This is a genomic window from Rhodococcus rhodnii NBRC 100604, assembly GCF_001894925.1.
Lineage (GTDB): Bacteria > Actinomycetota > Actinomycetes > Mycobacteriales > Mycobacteriaceae > Rhodococcus_F > Rhodococcus_F rhodnii.
This window is the reverse complement of sequence record NZ_BCXD01000011.1, coordinates 34,290-56,696: the sequence shown is the minus strand read 5'-3', so window position 1 is coordinate 56,696 and position 22,407 is coordinate 34,290. Positions and strand designations below refer to the sequence as shown.

The following is a 22,407-nucleotide window of genomic DNA, read 5'->3' as shown; positions in this document are numbered from 1 at the left end:
GCACCACGCTCACGAAAGGGGAACCACCCGTGACGACCTTCATCCACGGCGGGACCGTCGTCTCGCCGACGGGCTCGCAGCAGCTCGACGTCCTCGTCGACGGCGACCGCATCGTCGCTCTCCTCGAACCGGGCTCCACGGCAGTGGGATCCGATCTCGCTGCGACGTCGGACGTCTTGATCGACGCGACCGGCAAGTACGTGATCCCCGGCGGCGTCGACGGCCACACCCACATGGAGATGCCGTTCGGCGGAACGTCCGCCAGCGACACCTTCGAGACCGGCACCCGCGCCGCTGCCTGGGGAGGGACGACGACGATCGTCGACTTCGCGGTGCAGAACCCGGGCGGCCGTATCCAGGACTCGCTCGCGTCGTGGCACGAGAAGGCGTCGGGGCAGTGCGCGATCGACGACGGCTTCCATCAGATCATCGGTGGCGTCGACAGCGATTCGCTGAAGGGCATGGCGGAACTCGTCGCCGAGGGCGTCACGAGCTTCAAGCTGTTCATGGCCTATCCGGGAGTCTTCTACTCCGACGACGGGCAGATCCTGCGTGCGATGCAGACGGCCGCCGACACGGGCGCGCTGATGATGATGCACGCGGAGAACGGCATCGCGATCGACGTTCTCGTCGAGCAGGCGATCGCGCGCGGCGACACCGCACCGTACTTCCACGGCACCTCACGCGCGTGGCAACTCGAAGAGGAGGCGACGCACCGCGCGATAATGCTCGCGCAGTTGACCGGTGCGCCGCTCTACGTCGTCCACGTCTCGGCGAAGCAGGCACTCGAACAGATCGCGACGGCACGCGGCGCCGGGCAGAACGTCTTCGCGGAGACGTGCCCCCAGTACCTCTACCTCTCGCTCGAAGAACAGCTCGGCGCACCGAGTTTCGAGGGCGCGAAGTGGGTGTGCTCGACCCCGCTGCGCTCGCGCGAGGAGGGCCACCAGGACGAACTGTGGCGCTACATTCGCACCGGCGACGTCACCACGGTCGCGACGGATCACTGCCCGTTCTGCTTCCAGGGGCAGAAGGAGATGGGCATCGGCGACTTCTCCAAGATCCCCAACGGCATCGGCTCCGTCGAGCATCGGATGGACCTCATGTTCCAGGGCGTCGTCGACGGCCGGATCGGCCTCGAACGCTGGGTCGACGTCTGCTGCACGACGCCCGCGCGCATGTTCGGGATGTATCCGCGCAAGGGGATCGTCGCGCCCGGCGCCGACGCGGACATCGTGATCTACGACCCGAAGGGCCACACGACGATCGGCGTGAACGACACGCACCACATGAACATGGACTACTCGGCGTACGAGGGAGTGCGGATCGACGGCCACGTCGACACCGTCCTGTCGCGCGGCACCGTGATCGTCGACGGCGGCGAATATCTCGGCCGGGCCGGCCACGGCCGCTTCGTCAAGCGCGACCTCTCGCAGAACCTGATCTAGGAGCTCACCATGGATATCGGAGTCGTGCTGCAGTGCACGCCGCCCGCCTCGCGGGTCGTCGAGCTCGCCAGGCAGGCCGAGACACACGGGTTCTCGCACGTCTGGACGTTCGACTCGCACCTGTTGTGGGAGGAGCCCTACGTCGTCCACAGCCAGATCCTGGCGAACACCCGCAACGTGATCGTCGGGCCGATGGTCACCAATCCCGCGACGCGGGACTGGACGGTCACGGCGTCGACCTACGCGACGCTCAACGAGATGTTCGGCAATCGCACGGTGTGCGGCATCGGCCGAGGCGACTCGGCGCTGCGCACGCTCGGCGGCAAGCCGACGACGCTGGCCCGCCTGCGCGAGGCGATCCACGTGATCCGCGAACTCGGCAACGGCCGGGCCGTCACCCTCGAATCCGGTGCGACGGTGCGATTCCCGTGGGCGAGCAAGTCGAGCCTCGAGGTCTGGGTCGCGGCGTACGGGCCGAAGGCGCTCGAGCTCACCGGAACCCATGCCGACGGGTTCATCCTCCAGCTCGCCGACCCCGACATCACCGCCTGGACCATCGCGCGGGTGAAGGCCGCGGCGGAGGCGGCGGGCCGTGACCCGGAGTCGTTGTCGTTCTGTGTCGCGGCGCCCGCCTACCTCACCGACGGCTCCGAGGATCGCCTCGCCCACGGGCGTGAGCAGTGCCGATGGTTCGGTGGGATGGTGGGCAACCACGTCGCGGACATCGTCGCGAAGTACGGCACCGACGGCGAGACGCCGCAGGCGCTCACCGACTACATCGCGGGCCGGCAGGGCTACGACTACAACCAGCACGGGCGCGCCGGCAACACGCACGCCGACTTCGTGCCGGACGAGATCGTGGACCGGTTCTGCATCATCGGCCCGCCGGAGTACCACATCGAGCGGCTGAAGGAGCTCGAGAAGCTCGGCGTCGATCAGTTCGCGGTGTATCTGCAGCACGACGCCAAGACGGCGACGCTCGACGGGTACGGCGAGTCGGTCGTTCCGTATCTTGCCGACACCGCTGTGGCGACGACGTGACCGCCGTCCTCGACGCCGCCGCGGTCACCCCCGCATCGCGGGTCGCGCGGCGCACGCCGAGGTCCTGGCGGCGGCCCGCGACGGGCGTCGCGGCGCTCGCGCTCGTCGTGATCGTGTGGGAGGCGGTGAAGTTCCTCGTTCCCGCGCAGGGTGTCTCGATCGCGGGGGTCCCCGTGCTCCCACGCACCGGCGACGGCGCGTTGCCCCATGTGTGGTCGGTGCTCGCCGTCGTGGTCGATCCCGTCGCGGGGGCGGGGAGCGAGAGCGTCGGGGCCGTCCTCGTCCGGACGACCGCGACGAGCTTCGGACTCGCCGCGGGTGCGTTCGTGCTCGGCGCCGCCGTGGGTTTGCTGCTCGCCGTCGCGATGGAGCGATTCGGTCTCGTCGAGCGGGCTGTGCTGCCGTATGTGATTCTGTCGCAGACGGTTCCGCTCATCGCGCTCGCCCCGCTCGTGGCGGGGTGGGGCGGCAGGATCGCGATCGCGGGACAGCCGTGGCAACCGTGGATGTCGATCGTCGTGATCGCGTCGTACCTCGCGTTCTTCCCCGTCGCGATCGGCATGCTCGCGGGGCTGCGCGCACCGTCGAAGGCGTCGGAGGAACTCCTGTACTGCTGCGCCGCGGGATGGTGGGCGACCCTCGTGAAGCTCCGGCTGCCGGCGTCGGTGCCCCACCTGATTCCGGCGCTGCGGCTCGCCGCGGCAGCCGCGGTGATCGGGACGATCGTCGCCGAGATCTCGACCGGAATGTCCGGCGGGATCGGCCGTCAGATCATCGTCTTCTCGCAGCAGGCCACGGGGGACGCGTCCCGGCTCTACGCCGCCGTGCTCGCCGCCGCGGTACTCGGGCTCGTCGTGACCGGCCTCGTCGGCCTGCTCGAACGCGCACTGCGTCGCTATTCCGGAACGACCCGTCCCCCAGGAGGATCCGCATGAGCACCACCGCCCCCGAGACGGCACCGGCCGAGCCCGCGGTGACGCTGAGCGACGTCACCAAGGTCTTCGACGCCGCCGGCGTCACGGCGCTCGACGAGGTGTCGCTCACGATCGCGCCGGGCGAGTTCGTCTCGCTCATCGGCCCGTCGGGCTGTGGCAAGTCGACCCTGCTGCGCATCGTCGCCGACCTCGAAGCCCCCTCCGCCGGCGGCGTCACGGTGTTCGGCAAGTCCGCGCGCACCGCACGCCTCGATCAGGACTACGGGATCGCCTTCCAGCAGGCCGGTCTGCTCGACTGGCGCACCGTCCGGGCCAACGTCGAACTGCCGCTCGAACTGCACAAGCTCCCGGCGTCGCAGCGACGTGCGCGCAGCGACGAACTGCTCGACCTCGTGGGACTCACCGACTTCGCCGATCGCTACCCGCCCGAGTTGTCCGGCGGAATGCAGCAGCGCGTCGCGATCGCCCGCGCCCTCGCGCGCAAGCCCGCCCTGCTGCTCATGGACGAGCCGTTCGGTGCGCTCGACGAGATGACTCGTGAACGGCTGCAGGGCGAACTGCTCTCGATCGTGCGCGACACGGACGCCGCGGTGATCTTCGTGACCCACTCGATCCCCGAGGCGGTGTTCCTGTCGGACCGCGTCGTCGTCATGTCGCCGCGGCCGGGCCGCGTCACGGAGATCGTCGAGATCGGCGCGTTCGGCGACGCCGGTGACGGCGATCCTCGCGAGAGCGAAGGCTTCTACGGGGCGATCACCCGGGTGCGCGAAGCGCTCCACCACGCCGACGGCCGCGTCGGTGCCGCCCACGCCGGGCGGGACGACCGATGAGTACCGTGCGTGCGGCGCCCGGGGTGCAGATCTGGCTCGCCCCGGTCGTCTTCGGTGTCGTGGTCCTCGCACTGTGGCAGATCGGCACGACGGCCCTCGGGGTCCCGTCGTTCCTGTTGCCGAGCCCGACGTCGATCGCGGAACAGTTCGGCGCGAACGCGAGCGGCATCCGGGCCGCCGCGACCGCCACCGGAACGAACGCACTGATCGGACTCGTCGCGGGTGCCGTGCTCGGATTCGCCGGAGCCGTGTTCGCGGTGCGATGGAACGTCGTCGACTCCCTGCTGTCGCCGCTCGCCGCCGCTGCCGCCGCAGTGCCCATCGTCGCGCTCGCTCCGCTGCTCAACTCGATGTACGGGACGTCCACCGACGTGCCGCGACGGATCACCGTCGCCGTCGTCGTGTTCTTCCCGATCTTCGTGTCCGTCGCGGAGGGGCTGCGTCAGGTTCCCGCCGTGCACCTCGAACTCATGCACGTCTACGCGGTGGGCGAGTGGCGCGCGACGCGGACCGTCCGCATTCCCGCCGCGTTGCCGTTCCTGTTCACGGGACTGCGTGTGGCTGCACCGGGTGCCGTCATCGCGGCGATCGTCGCCGAGTACTTCGGCGGACTGCAGAACGGTCTCGGCTCGCGCATCACGTCCGCTGCCGCGAACACCGCGTATCCCCGGGCGTGGGCGTACGTCCTCGGTGCGATGGCGGTGGGGCTGCTCTTCTTCCTCGTCGTCCTCGCCCTCGAACGCCTGGCCTCGCGCCGACGCTCACGGTGATGCGTGCAGCGCTGCCCGCATCACCCACCTCGCCATCGCTCGTTCTCTGCTGTACGACAAGGAGATTCGATGTCACGATCGATCAGTACCCGCGCGCGGATCGGGGCCGGCGCCGCCGCGCTCGCGCTGTCCGCCCTCGCCCTGACGGGATGCAGCACCACCGAGACCGAGGCGACGGGAGCGGCGTCCGAGGGCGGGCTGACGCCGGTGACGCTGCAGCTGCAGTGGTTCAAACAGGGACAGTTCGCGGGTTTCCTCGCCGCGAAGGAGAAGGGCTTCTACGAGCAGCAGGGGCTCGACGTCGAGATCCTCGACGGCGGCTCGGACATCGTGCCCCAGACCGTCCTCGCGCAGGGGCAGGCCGACTACGCGATCGCCTGGGTCCCCAAGGCCCTCGCGTTCCGTGAGGCCGGCGCCGCGATCACCGATGTGGCACAGGTCTTCCAGCGCTCGGGCACCCTCCAGGTGTCGTTCGCGGACGAGAACATCACGGGGCCTGCCGATCTGCGCGGCAAGAACGTCGGCAACTGGGGCTACGGAAACGAGTACGAGCTGTTCGCCGCCATGACCGAGGCAGGTATCGACCCCGCGAACGACGTCACGCTCGTGCAGCAGCAGTTCGACATGAACGGACTGCTCGCCGGCGACATCGATGCCGCACAGGCGATGTCGTACAACGAGTACGCGCAGCTGCTCGAAGCCGTCGACCCCGACACGGGTGAGCTCTACACGCCCGACAAGTTCCGCACGATCGACTGGAACGACGAGGGCGTCGCGATGCTGCAGGACGCGATCTGGGCCAGCACCGACAAGCTCGAGGACCCCGCCTACCGCGAGCAGACGGTCAAGTTCGTCGCGGCGTCGCTCGAAGGATGGGCGTACTGCCGCGACAACGTCGAGGAATGCCGCGACATCACCGTCGCCGCGGGTTCGACGCTCGGGGCCAGCCATCAGCTGTGGCAGATCAACGAGGTGAACAAGCTGATCTGGCCGTCGCCCGCGGGCGTCGGCACGATCGACGAGGCCGCCTGGGACCGCACCGTGGAGATCGCGTCCGAGACGAGGAACGCGGAGGGCCAGACCGTCCTCACCCAGGAACCGGACGAGGCGGCGTACTCCAACGAGTACGTCACCGAGGCGCTGGAGATCCTGCGGGACAAGGGTGTCGACGTGACCGGCGAGAACTACGCGCCGATCGAGGTGACCCTCGAGGAGGGCGGCAACTGACCGACCCTCACTCCGGTGGCAGGCCGGCGCGGACGTCCGCGCCGGCCTGCTCCGCGTCGTGACGACGACGCGTCGCGATGCCCGCCGCGAGCGAGATCTTGTCGCCGCGGTGCCGCGGGACGACGTGCATGTGCGCGTGGAACACGGTCTGCATCGCGGCGCGCCCGTCGTTGACGACGAGATGAACGCCGTCGGCGGCGATCGGGCCACTGCGCATCGCGGCGGCGAGCCGCTGAGCCGTCGCGAACACCGCCGCGGCGTCGTCGCCGGTGAGTTCGTGCAGGCCGGACGCGTGCGCCCGGGGGACGACGAGGGTGTGCCCGCGCGCGAGCGGCCGGATGTCGAGGAAGGCGACGGTGCGCTCGTCCTCGAACACGCGGGTCGCGGGCGCGCCGGAGTGCACGATCGCGCAGAACGGGCAGTCGGTCACGAATCCTCCTCGGGGACCGGGCGGGGCAACTCGGGAACCAGGCGCGGCAGCGCCGACCCGGACGTGGCACGGACGGCATGATGCGCGACCGCGGTGATCGGCGTGTCCTCGGGATTGACCTCGACGACGGTCGCACCGGCGTCGCGCGCCGCCTCGGGCAGCGCCGCGAACGGATGCACGACGCCCGACGTCCCCACCACCAGAACGAGATCGGCGGTCGTCGCCGCCGCTGCCGCCGCGTCCCACTCCGCTTCCGGCAACGGCTCGCCGAACCACACGACACCCGGCCGCACCGCGCCCCCGCACACGCCGCACCGGGGCGGAGCGAGCCGCTCGACCGGTGCGTCCGGTACCGCGAGTTCGGCGCCCGGGGCGGCGGCGCCGCACTCGGAGCACCGCGGCGCGAACAGGCTGCCGTGGACGTGGGCCGCGACGGTCGTGCCCGCGCGTTCGTGGAGGTCGTCGACGTTCTGTGTCGCGACGGTGACGTCCGCGCCACCCTGCCACCGCGCGATCGCGTCGTGCCCCGCGTTGGGACGGGCACGGCGGACCAGCGCGGCGCGCCAGCAGTACCAGGCCCACACGCGATCCGGATCGCGCCGCCACGCCCGGGGCGTCGCGATCTCCATCGGATCGATCCCCGTCCACAGGCCCGTGCTCGCGTCCCGGAAGGTCGGCACGGCGCTCTCGGCGGACATGCCCGCGCCCGTCAGCACCGTGATCGACCGCGCGGCGGCACACAGGTCGACGACGGCATCGGCGATCGCGGGAGGGTCGGTGTCGGCAGCCACGACACGGAGTATGCCGCGTGCCACAACCAGAGGCGGTCACAGCGGGACCCGCCGTGTGGCTATGATCTCTGCGATCGCAGTGGCTCAGGTCACCACCGTCCGCTGCGGGGAGTGCGCCGACCCGGCGCGGCAGGGTCGAACAAGCGAAGAGAGTAGGGCTGTGGAGACAGCACACGAAAGCGCCGAGCCGCGCGATTCCGCATCGCGGACGACGGTCGGCGTCGTCCGTGAATCCGCTGGGGGGGAGCGGCGTGTGGCGCTGGTCCCCAAGATCGTCGCGACACTCGCACAGCGGGGCGTCGACGTCGTCGTCGAGGCAGGGGCGGGCGAGAACGCGCTGATTCCGGACAGCGAGTACGAACAGGCCGGTGCGCGCATCGGTGACGCGTGGGCGGCGGACGTCGTCGTCAAGGTCGCGCCGCCGAGCGCGGACGAGGTGGGACGCCTCGCGTCGGGCCGGACACTGATCGGCTTCCTCGCACCGCGCAACGAGGACAACAGCATCGGCGCGCTCCGCGACGCCGGTGTTCAGGCGTTCGCGATGGAGGCGATCCCGCGCATCTCGCGTGCGCAGGTGATGGACGCGCTGTCCTCGCAGGCGAACGTCGCCGGGTACAAGGCGACGCTGCTCGCGGCGTCCGAGCTCACCCGCTTCTTCCCGATGCTCACGACGGCGGCCGGAACGGTGAAGCCTGCATCGGTTCTCGTGCTGGGCGTCGGCGTCGCCGGGCTGCAGGCCCTCGCGACCGCGAAGCGGCTCGGCTCGCGGCCGACCGGATACGACGTGCGGCCCGAGGTCGCCGATCAGGTGCGTTCGGTCGGGGCGAGCTGGCTCGATCTCGGCATCGACGCCGCGGGCGAAGGCGGCTACGCGCGCGAGCTGACCGACGACGAACGCGCACGTCAGCAGCAGGCGCTGCAGGACGCGATCGCGGGCTTCGACGTCGTCATCACCACGGCGCTCGTTCCTGGGCGTCGCGCACCGATCCTCGTGACGGCCGATGCCGTCGCGTCGATGCGGCCCGGCAGCGTCGTCGTCGACCTCGCGGGCGAGACGGGCGGAAACTGCGAGCTGACTCGCCCCGGCGAGACGTACGTCTCCGGCGGCGTCACGATCGCGGCGCCGCTCAACCTGCCCGCGACGATGCCCGAGCACTCGTCCGAGCTGTACTCGAAGAACGTGCTGGCACTCCTCGAACTGATGCTCGACGACGAGGGGCGCGTCGCACCCGATTTCTCCGATCAGGTGCTCGCCGACAGCTGCGTCACCCGCGAAGGAGCGTGACGACATGTACACCGAACTGCTCTCGAACATCGCGATTCTGGTGCTCGCGGGGTTCGTCGGCTTCGCCGTGATCTCCAAGGTGCCCAACACCCTTCACACGCCGCTCATGTCGGGAACGAACGCCATCCACGGCATCGTCGTGCTCGGCGCGCTCGTCGTGCTCGGCAAGGTGCACGACCCCTCGTGGGGACTGCAGCTGATTCTGTTCGTGGCACTGGTGTTCGGCACCGTCAACGTCGTGGGCGGCTTCGTCGTGACCGACCGCATGCTCGCGATGTTCAAGTCGAAGCCCGCGGACACGTCCGCCGGTGAGGCGAAGGGGGACAGCAAGTGACGTACCTCGTCGATGTGCTCTACATCGTCGCGTTCGCGCTCTTCATCTACGGCCTCATGGGGCTGACCGGACCGAAGACCGCGGTGCGCGGCAACCAGATCGCCGCGGTGGGCATGCTCGTCGCCGTCGTCGCGACGCTCATCGCGATCCGCGATGCCGGCTCGAGCAACTGGATCATCGTGGTCGCCGGCCTCGTGATCGGTGTCGCGCTCGGCATCCCGCCCGCGCTGCGCACCAAGATGACGGCGATGCCGCAGCTAGTCGCGCTGTTCAACGGCGTCGGCGGCGGCACCGTCGCGCTCATCGCGTGGGCCGAGTTCCTCGACTCGGGCGGCTTCACCGACTTCCACGGTGAAGAGCCCGTCACCCACGTCATCGTTGCATCGCTGTTCGCCGCGATCATCGGCTCGATCTCGTTCTGGGGCAGCGTCGTCGCGTTCGGCAAGCTCCAGGAGATCCTGCCCGGCCGCCCGATCGGGCTCGGGAAGGCGCAGCAGGCCGTCAACCTCGTCCTCCTCGTCGTCGCGATCGGCATCGCCGTCTACATCGGCATCGCTGCGATCGACCCCGACGCGCCGGTCTCCGGATGGTGGATGGCGGGACTGCTCGTCGTCGCGGGTGTGCTCGGACTGCTCGTGGTGCTACCCATCGGCGGCGCCGACATGCCCGTCGTCATCTCGCTGCTCAACGCACTCACCGGCCTGTCCGCGGCTGCGGCGGGCCTGGCACTCGACAACAAGGCGATGATCGTCGCGGGCATGATCGTCGGTGCGTCGGGTTCGATTCTCACCAACCTCATGGCGAAGGCGATGAACCGGTCGATCCCCGCGATCGTCGCGGGCGGCTTCGGCGGCGGTGCCGCGGCAGCCGGTGCCGGACACGAGGATCGGACGTACAAGTCGACCTCCGCCGCCGACGCCGCGATCCAGATGGCGTACGGCAGCCTCGTCATCGTCGTCCCCGGGTACGGTCTCGCCGTCGCGCAGGCACAGCACGCCGTCAAGGACATGGCGAAGCTGCTCGAAGCGAAGGGCGTCACCGTCGAGTACGCGATCCACCCGGTCGCGGGCCGCATGCCCGGGCACATGAACGTCCTGCTCGCCGAGGCCGACGTGCCGTACGACGCGATGAAGGAGATGGACGACGTCAACGACGACTTCGCCCGCGCCGACGTCGCGCTCGTGATCGGCGCGAACGACGTCACGAATCCGGCTGCACGCAACGATCCGTCGTCGCCGATCTACGGCATGCCGGTGCTGAACGTGGACGACGCGAAGAACGTCATCGTCGTCAAGCGGTCCATGTCGTCGGGCTTCGCGGGCATCGACAACCCGCTGTTCTACGAGCCCGAGACGTCGATGCTCTTCGGCGACGCGAAGAAGGTCGTCTCCGAGATCATCGAGGAACTGAAGGCGATCTGATGTCACCGTCGTGACCCCGGCGAGGCGCGGCTCAGGGTGTGTTCGAGATCATCGATGATTCGAACGACGGAGGACCGGGGCCCGCTAGTGTCGTCCGCGTGAGATCTCGGGGGAGTCGCGCCGTCGCGGTGCTCGGTCTCCTCATGGCGTGGGCGACACTGTGGGCCGCCGAGGTCACCCTCGCCGGCGACGCGAAACTACTCGTCGTCGGCCTCGTCGCTGCTGCGAGTCTCGGTCTCGCTGCGAGAGTCGCACTCCGGATACCGGACGCTGCCACCCTCGAACACACACCGGCACACCGGCGCTCACGACGACGCGATGGTTCTCGTCGTCGCGCCCGTGGCGTCGGCCGCCGCCACGGCTGGCCCCGCGCACCGGCTCTCGATGCAGGGGCCGCCGCGTTCGCACCCACCTGACGTCGGATTCGCTTCCGACGCCGGGCGCTGCGCCGTTCGGCTCCTGCTCCTCGGACATACATTCCTTCGAGGAACCGGAGACCCATCGTGCTCTCGCACTCGCGGCCGGAGGGCCGCACCATCCTGTCCGTCGACGGCGCCGAACGCCGATTCGGCGACCTCGTCGTCTTCAGCGACGTCTCCTTCGACGTCGCGGCCGGCCGCTGCTGCGCGCTCGTCGGCGCCAACGGCGCCGGCAAGACGACCCTGCTCAACTGCGTGATCGGCGCCGACCGGCTGGACGACGGAACCGTCACCGTGTGCGGCGAATCCGTCGACGAGGCGTCACCGCATTTCCGGCGAGCCGTCGCCGCGGTCGTCGGCGACGTCGCGACCTTCCCGCACCTGACCACCCACGAGCATCTGCAACTCGTCGCGAGCGGCCACGGCATGCCCGATCCGTACGGGCTCGCCACCCGGACACTGGACGACGTCGGCCTCACGTCGGCGCGCGATCAGCTCCCGGTGACACTCTCGAGCGGCCAGCGCCACCGGCTCGCGCTCGCGTCGGTGCTCGTGCGCCCGAGCGAACTGCTCGTCCTCGACGAACCCGAGCAGCACCTGGACGCCGACGGCAGGGAGTGGCTCGCCGCGACGGTGCAGCGGATCGCGTCGGAGGGAACGGCGATTCTCATCGTGTCCCACGACGCCGCACTCGTGACGGCGGTCGCCGACGACACCGTGGACGGTGACTCGTGGCGATGAGGACGGCGACGGCGACGGTGCCGACGGCGGCGGAACTGCGGCGGATGCGGCGCCGGTTCGCGCGCGAGCACGCACCGCGGCGTGACCTGGGCGCAGCTCTGGTCGACGGCACCCTCGGGACGGCCCTCGTGGCGGGAATCGGCTGGTGGCTCGTGACGCGTTCGTCCGGAGCGTTGACCGACACGGCCGTCCTTCCCGGATTCCGCCCCGATCCGCTGTGGGCGTGGCTGGTCGTCGCGGGCGCGGCCGGAGCCGGGCTGTGGGCGGCGCGGTCGTTCGGGCCCCTCGTGGTAAGCGGCGAGCGGCACGTCTGGGTGCTGTCGACGCCGGTCGACCGGGCAGCGTCGCTGCGACCGACGGTGCTCGCGCTGGCGCTCTGCGGCGCGGTGGCGGGCGGCGTCGCAGGACGGCTCGCGGCCTTCGTGGGCGCCGTCGAACCGTGGTGGCCTGTCACCGTCTTCTCGGCGCTGCTCGGCGTCGCGGTCGTGTCCTTCGCGGCGCTGGTGCAGAGCCGGGCCGTACCGACGGTCGCCGTCGGGATCGCGTACGGACTCGGAGCCGTGGCCGTCGGCACGCTCGCGGTGGCGTCGGCCGTCGGGCTACCGCTCACCGCGGCGGAACGGCAGCCGGTAGTCGTCGTCGCTGCGCTCGCAGGGGGGATGCTGGTCGGTGCACTGGCGGCCTGCGGCGGTGCGTCACGTGCCGACCTGGATCGAGGCGCCGCCATCGCGGTGGCGGCGCGGGTGTCGCTCGTCGGACTCGCTCCCACGATCCTCACGGGGGTCGTCGAGGAGAACGCGTGGCGGCGGATCGCACGGCGCACGTCCCGCACACTGCCGCTCGGCAGTGCACGCGCACTCGTGTACATCGACGTCCTCCGGCACCGGCGCCGTCCTCGGTCGTTCGTGTGGGTGGCGGTGATCGTCGGCATGACATGGCTCGCGGCGGCCCTCGTCTCACCCCTCGTGCTCGCGTGGGTACAACTCGTCGCGGTGTTCGCCGCGTCGTCGCTCTTCGGGGCAGGACTGCGTGCTGCACGCGGGAGTGGGGCGCTGCTCGGTGTGTCCGACGGCGCGATCGCGCGTCCCCTCCTGGTGCTGCCGGTGTGTGCTTCGCTGGCCGTCACCGCCGCGACGGCGTCGCTGACGGGGTGGGCGGTCTCGCTCGTGTGCCTGCTCGGCGCCGTGCTGGCCGCCTACCGCTCGGGGACCGGAACCCCCCCGGCGTACGACGGGCTGGTCCTCGAGACGGGGTTCGGGCAACTCCCGGTCGACCTGCTCCGGCAGAAGCTCCGGGGAGTAGGTGTGCTCGCCGTCGCGGCCGCCGTCGTCACGCTGATCGCCTGACGAAAACAGTGAACGGGCGGTTTCCGGAGCATCGCGCGAGGGCGCATGCCGGAAACCGCCCGTTCGGGGGACGGATGATCAGCGGTAGCGGGAGAAAGCGATGGCCGCGGTGTCGGGACGCAACTCCTCGCGCTGGGCGGCGACGGGGGAGTAGAGCATCACCACCGACGACAGTGCCCACCAGATCGCGGTGATCATGAGGGACGCCGCGACGCCGGCGAGCGCGACCGGCTCGGCGACGACCGCCGCAGCGGTGATCGCGAGGACCGCGACGGCACCGAGGCCGGCGACCGCAGGCTTGAACTGCGGCGCGGCGACGAGGACCGCGGCACCGTAGATCGCGCTGACGCCGACGACGTAGCCGTTCGGCAGGCCCGCATCGGGGACGGACGAAACCCACTGGTGCACAGCAGCACTCGACACAGTCGAGCCGATGACGAGCAGTAGGACCGCGGCGACACCGAACGGCAGACGCCGCGTCATCGCGACCACGGTGAGCACGACCGTCGCCACGAGAGCGGTCGTGACGTCGACAAGAGACAGGACCGGCTCGGCGAGCGCCCGCAAGTTCTCGGGAGTCGTGAACGACGACACCCGGGGACGAAGCGCATACAACGCCACCAGCGCCACAACGCTGACGGCGGCCACGGCGATACGACGGATGCTTCGTTGCACCCGCTCGGTCGAGTCGGTCATGCCATACAGGATGCCAAATACATCGGCCCGAACCCCCGCCCGGTCGTGTGATCTTCGTCGTACGCTACGGGCGCGCGGGGACGACCGCCCGCGGGGACGCGAACCGCGCGCGAGGGACACCCTCCCGACGACACCGGTTCGTCCGAGCGGCCGCTGCCGTTACGCTCGGTTCCGTGAACGCAGTAGGGATCGACGAAGACGCGGTGACCGGCTGGATCGCGAGCCTCGGCGTGGGGGCCGTCGCGCCGCTCACGTTCGAACGCATCGGCAATGGGCAGTCCAACCTCACGTACGCCGTCCGCGACTCGGGTGGCGCCCGATGGGTGCTGCGCCGGCCGCCGCTGGGCAAGTTGCTGTCGTCGGCGCACGACGTCGTCCGCGAACACCGCATCCTGTCCGCGCTCCAGGGATCGAGCGTCCCGGTGCCGAAGGTGCTCGGCCTCACCGAGGATCCGGCGATCACCGACGCCCCGCTCGTCCTCATGAGCTACGTCGACGGCGTCGTCGTCGACAGCGTCAACACCGCCGAGAGCCTCACCGTCGATCAGCGCCGTGCCGTCGGGCTCGCGCTGCCGCGCACCCTCGTCCGCATCCACGACGTCGACCTCGACGACGCGGGTCTCACCGACCTCGCGAGCCACAAGCCGTACGCCCCGCGCCAGCTCGACCGGTGGTCGGCGCAGTGGGAGAAGTCGCGCACCCGCGACGTCCCCGAGGTGGACGAACTCGCGACCGTCCTGGCGCGGAACGTTCCCGAGCAGTCCGAGGTGACGCTCGTCCACGGCGATTTCCATCTCAACAACGTCATCGTCGACCCCGCCGAGGGCAAGGTCCTCTCGGTGCTCGACTGGGAGCTGTGCACGCTCGGCGATCCGCTCGCGGACGTCGGCGCGCTGCTCGCGTACTGGCCCGAGGCGGGCGATTCCGTCGCGGGGCCGTTCATGGCGTCGACCCTCGAAGGCTTCCCGACCCGGGGCGAGCTCGTCGCGGCCTACGCCGCGAAGTCGGGGCGCGACGTGAGCGCCGTCGGCTACTGGCACGTGCTCGCGCTGTGGAAGCTCACGATCATCGCCGAAGGCGTCCTGCGGCGCATCGTCGACGATCCCCGCAACCGCGCCGGCTCCGGTGGGCCGACCGAGAAACTCATCGACGGCATCGTCCGCCGCGCCCTCGACACCGCCGAGGCCGAAGGGCTCTCCTGACCCGACCGCGAGTACGTTCCTCGCGTGACGACACGTGAGGACGAGCGCGACGCGATCCGGGTGCCCGCGAGCGCGGGCATCGTGGCCGCCCTCGTCGGATTCACGAGTTCGTTCGCCGTCGTCCTCACGGGACTGCGCGCGGTGGGCGCCGACGAGGCGCAGGCGACGTCGGGCCTGATCGCGCTGTGCTTCGCGCAGGCCCTCGGAATGCTGTGGCTCGCGCGCCGCTACCGGCAGCCCATCACGCTCGCGTGGTCGACGCCCGGCGCCGCGTTGCTCGCGAGCGCGGGCGCCGTCGAGGGCGGGTGGCCCGCAGCGGTCGGAGCGTTCGTCGTCACCGGCGTCGCGATCGTCGCGACCGGACTGATCCCCGCTCTCGGGCGCGCAGTCGGCCGGATCCCCGTGCCGCTCGCACAGGCGATGCTCGCGGGAGTCCTGCTCCCGCTGTGTCTCGCGCCGGTCTTCGCGTTGCGGGATTCGGCGGCCGCGACCGTGCCGGTGCTGGTGGTGTGGCTGGTGCTCGCGCGGTTCGCACCGCGGTGGGCGGTTCCCGGTGCGTTCGCGGCGGCAGCGGCCGTGGTGGCCGTCGCGGTGGCGCGGGGCGATGCGTCGATCGCCGCCGCGGACCTCGTCGCGTCGATCGAGCTCACGGCCCCCACCTGGACCTGGCAGGCGATCGTGGGAATCGCCCTTCCGCTCTACATCGTCACGATGGCGTCGCAGAACATCCCGGGCACCGCCGTCATGGCGTCGTTCGGGTACCGCGTGCCGTGGCGCGCGTCGATGCTCACCACGGGCGCCGGAACGGTGCTGGGTGCGTTCGCCGGCGGCCACGCCGTCAACCTCGCCGCGATCAGCGCCGCGCTAGCAGCGGGGCCGGCGGCGGGCCGCGATCCGCAGCAGCGGTGGATCGCGGGCATCGCGGCGGGCGTGTCGTACCTGGTGATCGGAGCCGGTGCGGCGGCGTTCGCGGCTGTCGTGGTCGCAGCGCCCGACGGCGTCGTGGCTGCCGTCGCGGGCGTGGCGCTGCTCGCGACACTCGCGAACGCGTTGTCCGCCGCACTCGCGGACGAGTCCGATCGTGTCGCCGCCGTCGTCACCTTCGTCGTCGCGGCCTCGGGCGTCGCGGTGCTGGGCGTGGGATCCGCCTTCTGGGCGCTGGTCATCGGGCTGGCCGTGCGGTGGTTTCTCGCACCGCGACCGACGAGAAGTCGCGAGAAAATGTAATGAACGCCACAATTCGGGCGATGATCGGGGCATGAAACCGCTCAGAGCGATCGCGTCCGCCGCAGCCACGGGCCTCTTGGGAGCGGGGTTGCTGGTCGCCGCGCCGGGAAGCGCCGCCGCTGCCGACCCCTGCCGACTGGGTTGGTCGAGCACGGGCCCGCGCGAATGCGTGAGCGAGAGCTTCCACATGGCTCCGGTGTTCACTCTCGGCGACGGCATCTGCGGCGGGATGATCTCGGCCGGCGGCACCGCCTTCGACGGGCCACTGGACGAGACCTACCACGTCTACGGGGCGGCTGGAGCGGTCCATTCCGTCGAACTGCAAATCCTGCAGGGGTTCCCGGTTCTGGGCGAGTGGGGGCCGATCCTGTTGCGCTGCGACGTCACGGCCGTCATGGACTGGCACAACCTCGACACCGGGGAGCGGGGCACCGAGACGCGGTTCGTTCCCGCGAGCAACCGCAGCTTCACCCGCGAGTACGTCTACATGAACACCGGCCCGGGGCGCGTCCACATCACGATGCGGACCGATCACCCGAGCATCCCGGTCACGATGGACGTCGTCGTACCCTGATCGGCCGCGAGGCCTGACGCCACCGCTGCGCGCGTGACACAGTCGAAACATGCGCATCGAGGTCGTGCAGGGCGACATCACCCGGATCGAGACCGACGTCGTCGTCAACGCCGCGAACTCGGGGCTGCTCGGCGGTGGCGGCGTGGACGGCGCGATCCACCGCGCGGGCGGTCCCGCGATCCTCGAGGCGACGAAGAAACTCCGCGCGACGACCCACCCCGACGGCCTCGCGGCCGGCGACGCCGTCGCGACCACGGCGGGCGAGCTGCCCGCGCGGTGGGTCGTCCACACGGTGGGCCCGGTGTACTCGGCATCGGAGGATCGTTCGGCCACGCTGCGCAGTGCTTACATCTCGAGCCTGCGGGTCGCCGAAGCACTCGGCGCGGGGTCGATCGCCTTTCCGCTGATCTCGGCGGGGGTCTACGGCTGGCCGGTCGACGACGCCGCACGTCGGGCGGTGGCCGCGATCGCCGAGTTCGGCGATTCGGCCACCGCGCTCGACTCCGTGACGTTGGTGGCGTTCGACGGAGTCGCAGCGAGTGCGCTGCGGCGCGCGCTCGAGGCATAGCGCTCTGCCCTGATCGGCGATCAGGCAGTAGCGATCACGGGTGTGCCCGGTGGCGCGACGCCCGGCGGCTCGAACCTCGGTCGCCCTCGTGGTGTCGGGACGATTCGCCAGTTGCTGTGGTGAACATGCCGGTGGTGTTTGCCGCACAACAGGACTGTGTTGTCGAGGTCGGTGGGTCCGCCGTCGGCCCAGTGGGTGATGTGGTGTGCTTCGCACCAGCTCACGGGTGCTGTGCAGGTCGGGAACGCGCAGCCGCGGTCGCGGACGGTGAGTGCTCGGCGTTGTGCTGGGGTGACGAGACGGGTGGTGCGGCCCATGTTCAGTGGGACGCCGTGGTCGTCGATGATCACCGGTGTCACGTGCGCGTCGCATGCGACGGCCCGTGCGGTCTCGGGTGTGAGGGTGCCGCCCCACGGCATCCAGGGCAGACCGATGCCGTCGAGTAGGGCGGTGACGGACACGCTCACCCGCTCGTCGTGGTCCTGCGGCTGTGCTTTCAGGTCTCGCTGGTGGATGAGGACGGTGACGTGGGGTTTCTCGGCGGCTTCGTGCCCGTTGCCGCCGGTGTCGAGGTGGCGTCGGCAGATCTCGATGAGTCCGTCCGCGCGGCGTTGCCCGGCGGAGCGCGGATCACGCGTCCCGTCCGCTGCGGGCCGCGGTGCCGACAGCTTCGACAGAGCCGTCGACAGAATCTCACCGGACAGGGCGTCGAAGTCGCCGTGCAGCACGACCCTGCCGTTCAGAGTGTTCGAGAGGGTGAACGTGTTGAGGTCCTCGCGTTCACGGGTCGTCGGGCCGTCGGTGTCGATGTCGAGGCGCGCCCGCAGTGTCTCGATCGCGGTGCGTACCGACTTCGTCGCGGTCTCCGGACCAGGCGCTGCGGCGGCCAACAGCGCATCCCGGCAGGCCGTAATCACGTTCGCGTGTTCGTCCGGGTCGGTGTCCGCCAGCGCTGCGAGCAGCGACGGCGGCGTGTCGAAGAACGCGCACAGCATGCTCGCGTGCCGCGGTGAAATCCGCTGTTCGGCAACGGCAGCGGCGATCTCGGGCTCGGTTCGTAGGCTTGTTCCCAGCGCTGTGACGTCGCGTGCCTCACCGATTTCGAGCATCGTGTGGGCCGCGAGCCAGGCCCCGGCGTCGCGGTAGCCGGCTGCGGTCGCGAGGCCACGGTCGGCGAGCTCGCCCATCAGTGTGATCCGCCGGGCCTGCAACGCCTCGATCTGCCGCGACACGTCCAGCACCGTGGTGGACAGTTCGGCGTCACCGAGCTGCCACGGCTCGACGCCCGCGGCGTCTACGCCGTGTGCTGTGTGTGAATCCCCCGACCCCATGCGACAAAGCTAGTTCGAATATCCGTTCGACACAAGACTCGTTTCCGCAGCTGGGGATAACCACGGACCTGTGGACAACCCGAGGCCCGCACAGACCGCGCCCGTCGACCCACGCCACGTCCGTCTACTCCCGGGAAAAGGTCGATGCGCGCCGTATCTGCTCGTCGGTGGGCCGCACACCCGTGTAGAGCGCGAACTGCTCCGCTGCCTGTAGCGCGATGACCGACGCCCCCGAGATCACCGTCTTGTTCGCCGCGGCCGCGGCCTTCAGCAGCGGTGTCTCGGACGGCATGGCGACGACGTCGAACACCGTCGTCGCCGACTCGACGGCATCGAGCGAGAACGGCAGGGCCGATGCGTCGGGGCCGCCCGCCATCCCGATCGGCGTCGCGTTCACCAGGACGTCGGGACGGCGGCCCCCGAGTTCGGGCTCCCACGCGAAGTCGTACCGGCGTGCGAGCGCAGGTCCCGTGACGTCGTTGCGGGCGACGACCGTTCCGTCGCGCAGGCCGTGCGCGTGGAGTGCGGCGACCACCGCCTTCGCCATGCCGCCGCTGCCCGCGACGGCGACACTCGCGTCCTGCGGGACGCCCTCCAGCAGCGACCGGACCGCCGTGTAGTCGGTGTTGTACGCGCGCAGCCTGCCGTCGTCGGACACGATCGTGTTGACGGAGTCGATCGCCGCGGCGGACGGATCGAGTTCGTCGACGAGGTCGATGACGGCTTCCTTGAACGGCATCGAGACTCCCGCCCCGCGGATGCCGAGTGCGCGGATTCCCGTCACCGCGCCCGCGAGATCGGCAGTCGTGAAGGCTTTGTAGACGTAGTTCAGCCCCAGCTCGCGGTACAGGTAGTTGTGGAATCGCGTCCCGATGTTGCTGGGACGACCGGACAACGAGATGCACAGCGTGGTGTCCCGGTCGAGGTGAACGCGCAAGTCCTCGCTCATCGTGCCGACGATACCCAGCGCAGCGGCCCGGTCCCATCCACTCGGGGCAGCGGATCCGAATCCCTCCGCGAGTGTGACGTACGGAACGGTCCGGAACGCGAGGAGAGCACGATGACGAGACCTGCCGCAGTGATCCGCGGTGCGATCGGTGGGCTCGCTGCAGCGGCCCTGACCCTCGGTGTCGGCGAGCTCGTCGCCGCGGCGATCGACCCCGACTCGGCTCCGTTCCTCGCCGTCGCATCGACCACCGTCGACCGAAGTCCGGCGTGGGCGCGCGAGTTCGCGATCGACACCTTCGGCACGAACGACAAGACGGCGCTGTTCGTCGGGACGGGTGTGCTCATCGCGCTCGCGGCCGTCGTGGCCGGTGTGTTCGAGCGACGACGGTGGCCGTGGGGGACGGCGATCTTCGTCGTGCTCGGCGCCGTCGGTGTCTACGCGGCACTGGCTCGCCCCGGTGCGAGCGCGGTGTGGGCGCTGCCGACGATCGTCGGCGTCGCGGCGGGAATCATCGTGCTGCGGCTTCTCGTCCGGGCGCCGCGATCCGCGTCGGCCGCGGCCGAGACGGACACGCCGGCCGGTCCGAGTCGGCGGGCGTTCTTCGCGATCGCCGGCGGTGCGGTCGTCGTCGCAGCAGCAGCGGTGGCCGTGGGACGCACCGTCGCGTCCCGCGCCCAGGAGGCGGTGGCGAACCGAGGTTCGCTCCGGCTGCCGACTCCGACGTCACCCGCGCCGCCCATCCCGGACGGTGTGAACGTCGACGGTGCAACGACGTTCGTGACCGACAACGCCGAGTTCTACCGGATCGACACCGCCCTGTCGGTGCCGCGACTCACGACCGACGAGTGGCAGCTGCGGATCCACGGCATGGTGGACCGCGAACTGACGCTCACGTGGGACGATCTCGTCGAACGCGACATGATCGAGCGCGTCGTCACGCTTTCGTGCGTGTCCAACGAGGTCGGAGGAAATCTCGCGGGCAACGCCACGTGGATCGGATTCCCGATCGCGAGCCTGCTCGACGAGGTCGGCGTCGCTCCCGATTCCGACATGCTGCTGTCGACGTCGTCCGACGGGTTCACCGCGGGCACGCCTGTCGAGGTGCTCACCGACGGCCGAGACGCGATGCTCGCCGTCGCGATGAACGGCGAACCGCTGCCCTTCGAACACGGGTACCCCGTGCGGCAGGTCGTCCCCGGGCTCTACGGCTTCGTCTCGGCGACCAAGTGGGTCGTCGACTGGGAGCTCACGAGATTCGATCGGGCCCAGGCCTACTGGACGCAGCGCGGGTGGGGCGAGCAGGCGCCGATCAAGACGGCGTCGCGCATCGAGTCGCCGAGTGCGAGCGGCCCGGTCGCGGCGGGACCCGTCACCGTCGCGGGCACGGCATGGGCGCAGCATCGCGGAATCGAGCGCGTCGAGGTCAGGGTGGACGAGGGGCCGTGGCAGCTCGCGACCCTCGCACCCCAGTACTCGATCGACACGTGGCGGCAGTGGAGCTGGGTGTGGGACGCGGCTCCCGGAACGCACATGTTGCAGGTCCGCGCGACCGATCTGAGCGGCGCCACGCAGCCCGAGGAGCGCGTCGACCCGATCCCGGACGGCGCGACAGGCTGGCACTCGCGCACACTGCGCGTCCAGTGACGCGGCACCGGCGAGCGACGCGGGAGAGCACCGCGCGGTCGGCATCGGTGATCGGGAGCCCGTACGCGACCGCGGCCGTGAGGTATTTGCCCGCATAGAAGCAGTGCATCGCGGGATCGGGTGGCAGCCAGTCGGACGGAGTCGCGTCTCCCTTGTCGCGATTGTCGCGCGCACCGACGGCGAGCAGTTCGACTGCGATGTCGTTCGCGAACTCGACGCGCTTCGCCGAACTCCACTGCCACGCGCCCATGTCCCAGGCGGCGGCGAGCGGATAGACGTGATCGATCTGGACCTCGCGAGAGGTGCTGCGATCGAAGGTCGTGAGGGCGCCGGAGTAGGGATCGGTGAAGGTTCCCGCGGCCACGACGCACGACGATGTGCCCGGAACGAACTGCACGTCGGTGAGGGTCTGCGCGAGTACGTTGTTGCGGGTGTCGCAGCCGTCGCGCCCACCCGGCGCGCCGTGGGCGTCCGTCCACGCCGGCCCGAAAACGCACCCGTCGCCGCCGGAACAGGAACGCTCGTAACCCCCGGGGCGCGGTCGATCCGGGACGACGGCGACGGCCGCGAGCAACCCCTCTATCTCGGCGCGAGCAGGGCTGCCGAGAGCGGGCGGCACCGTCGAGCGGTCGACGATCACCCCCACGAACAGCACGAGCACGACTCCCGCTGCGATCGCGGCCAGCAGCCGTGCCCCCGGACCGAGCCGATACCACTTCTCCCGCATGCGTCCCCCCGGCGCTCGACGGTGTGGGGAGAGTATCGCCCCCGCCACCGACACGCCGGGTCACACGAACGGCAGTGGCGACGCCGAGATCGACGCGAGCGTGCGGCCGTCGTGCCCGATGAGCCACGAGCCGCCCTCGGAACGACACTCGGCGATCGTCTCGAGCGTCCGCAACAGGAAGTAGATCGACTCGGAGGCCTCCTCCGTCAGTGCGAGCTGATGTGATTCACCGGCTCGAGGACCGTCCAGCCACACGCCGCGGGCGCCGTCGAGCCGGACGGTCACCATGTGCTCCGCGTCGACGAAGGCGTACTTGCGCTGCTCCCACGGTGTCGACGACGAGAATCCTTGTTCGAGAACCTGAATCATGATGCTCATCGGTGCTCCTTCGTCGCTGTGCGAGGGCCGTCGCCGCCGTACGAGGCCGCGTCCTCCGAGGTGCAGGACCCTGTCCTCCGATGTGCCGGACTC

The 22,407-nt window shown here is 70.4% G+C and carries 23 protein-coding genes and 1 pseudogene; 17 read left to right on the top strand and 7 right to left on the bottom strand.

Going from position 1 to position 22,407, the window contains the following annotated elements:
* Positions 1 to 29: 29 nt before the first annotated feature.
* The 6 genes from hydA to RR1_RS09920 all read left to right on the top strand — a co-directional run bounded on the left by hydA (position 30) and on the right by RR1_RS09920 (position 6,251).
* Positions 30 to 1,448: a dihydropyrimidinase gene (gene hydA, locus RR1_RS09945; protein ID WP_010839789.1), complete on the top strand. Its 1,419-nt coding sequence runs from the start codon at positions 30 to 32 to the stop codon at positions 1,446 to 1,448.
* A 9-nt stretch (positions 1,449 to 1,457) separates the two neighbouring features.
* Positions 1,458 to 2,489 carry a TIGR03842 family LLM class F420-dependent oxidoreductase gene (locus RR1_RS09940; protein WP_010839790.1) on the top strand — a complete coding sequence of 344 codons (1,032 nt, stop codon included), beginning with the start codon at positions 1,458 to 1,460 and terminating at the stop codon, positions 2,487 to 2,489.
* Positions 2,486 to 3,424, top strand: a complete 939-nt coding sequence (locus RR1_RS09935) for an ABC transporter permease (protein WP_010839791.1) — start codon at positions 2,486 to 2,488, stop codon at positions 3,422 to 3,424. The genes RR1_RS09940 and RR1_RS09935 overlap by 4 nt, the downstream gene beginning before the upstream one ends.
* A complete protein-coding gene (locus RR1_RS09930; RefSeq protein ID WP_010839792.1) occupies positions 3,421 to 4,254 on the top strand; it encodes an ABC transporter ATP-binding protein in 834 nt (277 codons plus the stop codon). Before RR1_RS09935 ends, RR1_RS09930 begins: the two co-directional genes overlap by 4 nt.
* Entirely contained in the window at positions 4,251 to 5,024 is a 774-nt protein-coding gene (locus RR1_RS09925; protein WP_238559069.1) for an ABC transporter permease, read from the top strand. Before RR1_RS09930 ends, RR1_RS09925 begins: the two co-directional genes overlap by 4 nt.
* Before the next feature lie 69 nt (positions 5,025 to 5,093).
* Positions 5,094 to 6,251 (top strand): ABC transporter substrate-binding protein, encoded by a 1,158-nt coding sequence (locus tag RR1_RS09920; RefSeq protein WP_010839794.1) that lies wholly within the window; start codon positions 5,094 to 5,096, stop codon positions 6,249 to 6,251.
* A 7-nt stretch (positions 6,252 to 6,258) separates the two neighbouring features.
* Here the strand turns inward: RR1_RS09920 and RR1_RS09915 are convergent, their stop codons facing one another.
* Entirely contained in the window at positions 6,259 to 6,681 is a 423-nt protein-coding gene (locus RR1_RS09915) for an HIT family protein (protein ID WP_010839795.1), read from the bottom strand.
* Entirely contained in the window at positions 6,678 to 7,472 is a 795-nt protein-coding gene (locus RR1_RS09910; RefSeq protein ID WP_010839796.1) for an SIR2 family NAD-dependent protein deacylase, read from the bottom strand. Before RR1_RS09910 ends, RR1_RS09915 begins: the two co-directional genes overlap by 4 nt.
* A gap of 160 nt (positions 7,473 to 7,632) precedes the next feature.
* On the opposite strand from RR1_RS09910, the gene RR1_RS09905 reads away from it, so the two are divergent.
* The 6 genes from RR1_RS09905 (at position 7,633) to RR1_RS09885 (ending at position 13,018) form a co-directional block, all read left to right on the top strand.
* On the top strand, positions 7,633 to 8,757 hold the full coding sequence (locus RR1_RS09905) for a Re/Si-specific NAD(P)(+) transhydrogenase subunit alpha (protein ID WP_040774892.1): 1,125 nt from the start codon (positions 7,633 to 7,635) through the stop codon (positions 8,755 to 8,757).
* Positions 8,758 to 8,761: 4 nt separating this feature from the next.
* The gene (locus tag RR1_RS09900; RefSeq protein ID WP_010839798.1) at positions 8,762 to 9,091 is read left to right on the top strand and encodes an NAD(P) transhydrogenase subunit alpha part 2; all 330 of its coding nucleotides are present in this window, start codon (positions 8,762 to 8,764) and stop codon (positions 9,089 to 9,091) included.
* Positions 9,088 to 10,512 (top strand): NAD(P)(+) transhydrogenase (Re/Si-specific) subunit beta, encoded by a 1,425-nt coding sequence (locus tag RR1_RS09895; protein WP_010839799.1) that lies wholly within the window; start codon positions 9,088 to 9,090, stop codon positions 10,510 to 10,512. Before RR1_RS09900 ends, RR1_RS09895 begins: the two co-directional genes overlap by 4 nt.
* A gap of 98 nt (positions 10,513 to 10,610) precedes the next feature.
* Positions 10,611 to 10,928, top strand: a complete 318-nt coding sequence (locus tag RR1_RS21925; protein WP_143153786.1) for a hypothetical protein — start codon at positions 10,611 to 10,613, stop codon at positions 10,926 to 10,928.
* Between the two features lie 87 nt (positions 10,929 to 11,015).
* Positions 11,016 to 11,672, top strand: coding sequence for an ABC transporter ATP-binding protein (locus RR1_RS09890; RefSeq protein WP_010839801.1), 657 nt, complete (start codon positions 11,016 to 11,018; stop codon positions 11,670 to 11,672).
* Positions 11,669 to 13,018 (top strand): DUF6297 family protein, encoded by a 1,350-nt coding sequence (locus RR1_RS09885; RefSeq protein ID WP_040774946.1) that lies wholly within the window; start codon positions 11,669 to 11,671, stop codon positions 13,016 to 13,018. Before RR1_RS09890 ends, RR1_RS09885 begins: the two co-directional genes overlap by 4 nt.
* 78 nt (positions 13,019 to 13,096) lie before the next feature.
* Here the strand turns inward: RR1_RS09885 and RR1_RS09880 are convergent, their stop codons facing one another.
* A complete protein-coding gene (locus RR1_RS09880; protein WP_010839803.1) occupies positions 13,097 to 13,714 on the bottom strand; it encodes a hypothetical protein in 618 nt (205 codons plus the stop codon).
* A gap of 173 nt (positions 13,715 to 13,887) precedes the next feature.
* On the opposite strand from RR1_RS09880, the gene RR1_RS09875 reads away from it, so the two are divergent.
* Genes RR1_RS09875 through RR1_RS09860 form a run of 4 tightly spaced genes read left to right on the top strand, consistent with a single transcriptional unit; the run spans position 13,888 to position 17,285 of the window.
* Positions 13,888 to 14,916 carry a phosphotransferase family protein gene (locus RR1_RS09875; RefSeq protein WP_010839805.1) on the top strand — a complete coding sequence of 343 codons (1,029 nt, stop codon included), beginning with the start codon at positions 13,888 to 13,890 and terminating at the stop codon, positions 14,914 to 14,916.
* Between the two features lie 24 nt (positions 14,917 to 14,940).
* The gene (locus tag RR1_RS09870; RefSeq protein ID WP_010839806.1) at positions 14,941 to 16,143 is read left to right on the top strand and encodes a benzoate/H(+) symporter BenE family transporter; all 1,203 of its coding nucleotides are present in this window, start codon (positions 14,941 to 14,943) and stop codon (positions 16,141 to 16,143) included.
* A gap of 31 nt (positions 16,144 to 16,174) precedes the next feature.
* Positions 16,175 to 16,717 carry a hypothetical protein gene (locus RR1_RS09865; RefSeq protein WP_238559070.1) on the top strand — a complete coding sequence of 181 codons (543 nt, stop codon included), beginning with the start codon at positions 16,175 to 16,177 and terminating at the stop codon, positions 16,715 to 16,717.
* Between the two features lie 49 nt (positions 16,718 to 16,766).
* A complete protein-coding gene (locus RR1_RS09860; protein WP_010839808.1) occupies positions 16,767 to 17,285 on the top strand; it encodes an O-acetyl-ADP-ribose deacetylase in 519 nt (172 codons plus the stop codon).
* A gap of 20 nt (positions 17,286 to 17,305) precedes the next feature.
* Here RR1_RS09860 and RR1_RS09855 read toward each other — a convergent pair whose 3' ends face one another.
* Together RR1_RS09855 and RR1_RS09850 are read right to left on the bottom strand one after the other, a co-directional pair.
* Positions 17,306 to 18,616, bottom strand: coding sequence for an HNH endonuclease signature motif containing protein (locus RR1_RS09855; protein WP_010839809.1), 1,311 nt, complete (start codon positions 18,614 to 18,616; stop codon positions 17,306 to 17,308).
* A 124-nt stretch (positions 18,617 to 18,740) separates the two neighbouring features.
* The gene (locus RR1_RS09850) at positions 18,741 to 19,565 is read right to left on the bottom strand and encodes a shikimate 5-dehydrogenase (RefSeq protein ID WP_010839810.1); all 825 of its coding nucleotides are present in this window, start codon (positions 19,563 to 19,565) and stop codon (positions 18,741 to 18,743) included.
* A 111-nt stretch (positions 19,566 to 19,676) separates the two neighbouring features.
* On the opposite strand from RR1_RS09850, the gene RR1_RS09845 reads away from it, so the two are divergent.
* Entirely contained in the window at positions 19,677 to 21,209 is a 1,533-nt protein-coding gene (locus RR1_RS09845; RefSeq protein WP_040774895.1) for a molybdopterin-dependent oxidoreductase, read from the top strand.
* A gap of 4 nt (positions 21,210 to 21,213) precedes the next feature.
* Here the strand turns inward: RR1_RS09845 and RR1_RS09840 are convergent.
* Together RR1_RS09840 and RR1_RS09835 are read right to left on the bottom strand one after the other, a co-directional pair.
* Positions 21,214 to 21,936 (bottom strand): annotated as a pseudogene (locus tag RR1_RS09840) (HNH endonuclease family protein); the annotation flags it as partial.
* A 60-nt stretch (positions 21,937 to 21,996) separates the two neighbouring features.
* Entirely contained in the window at positions 21,997 to 22,314 is a 318-nt protein-coding gene (locus RR1_RS09835) for a hypothetical protein (protein ID WP_010839813.1), read from the bottom strand.
* Positions 22,315 to 22,407: the final 93 nt, after the last annotated feature.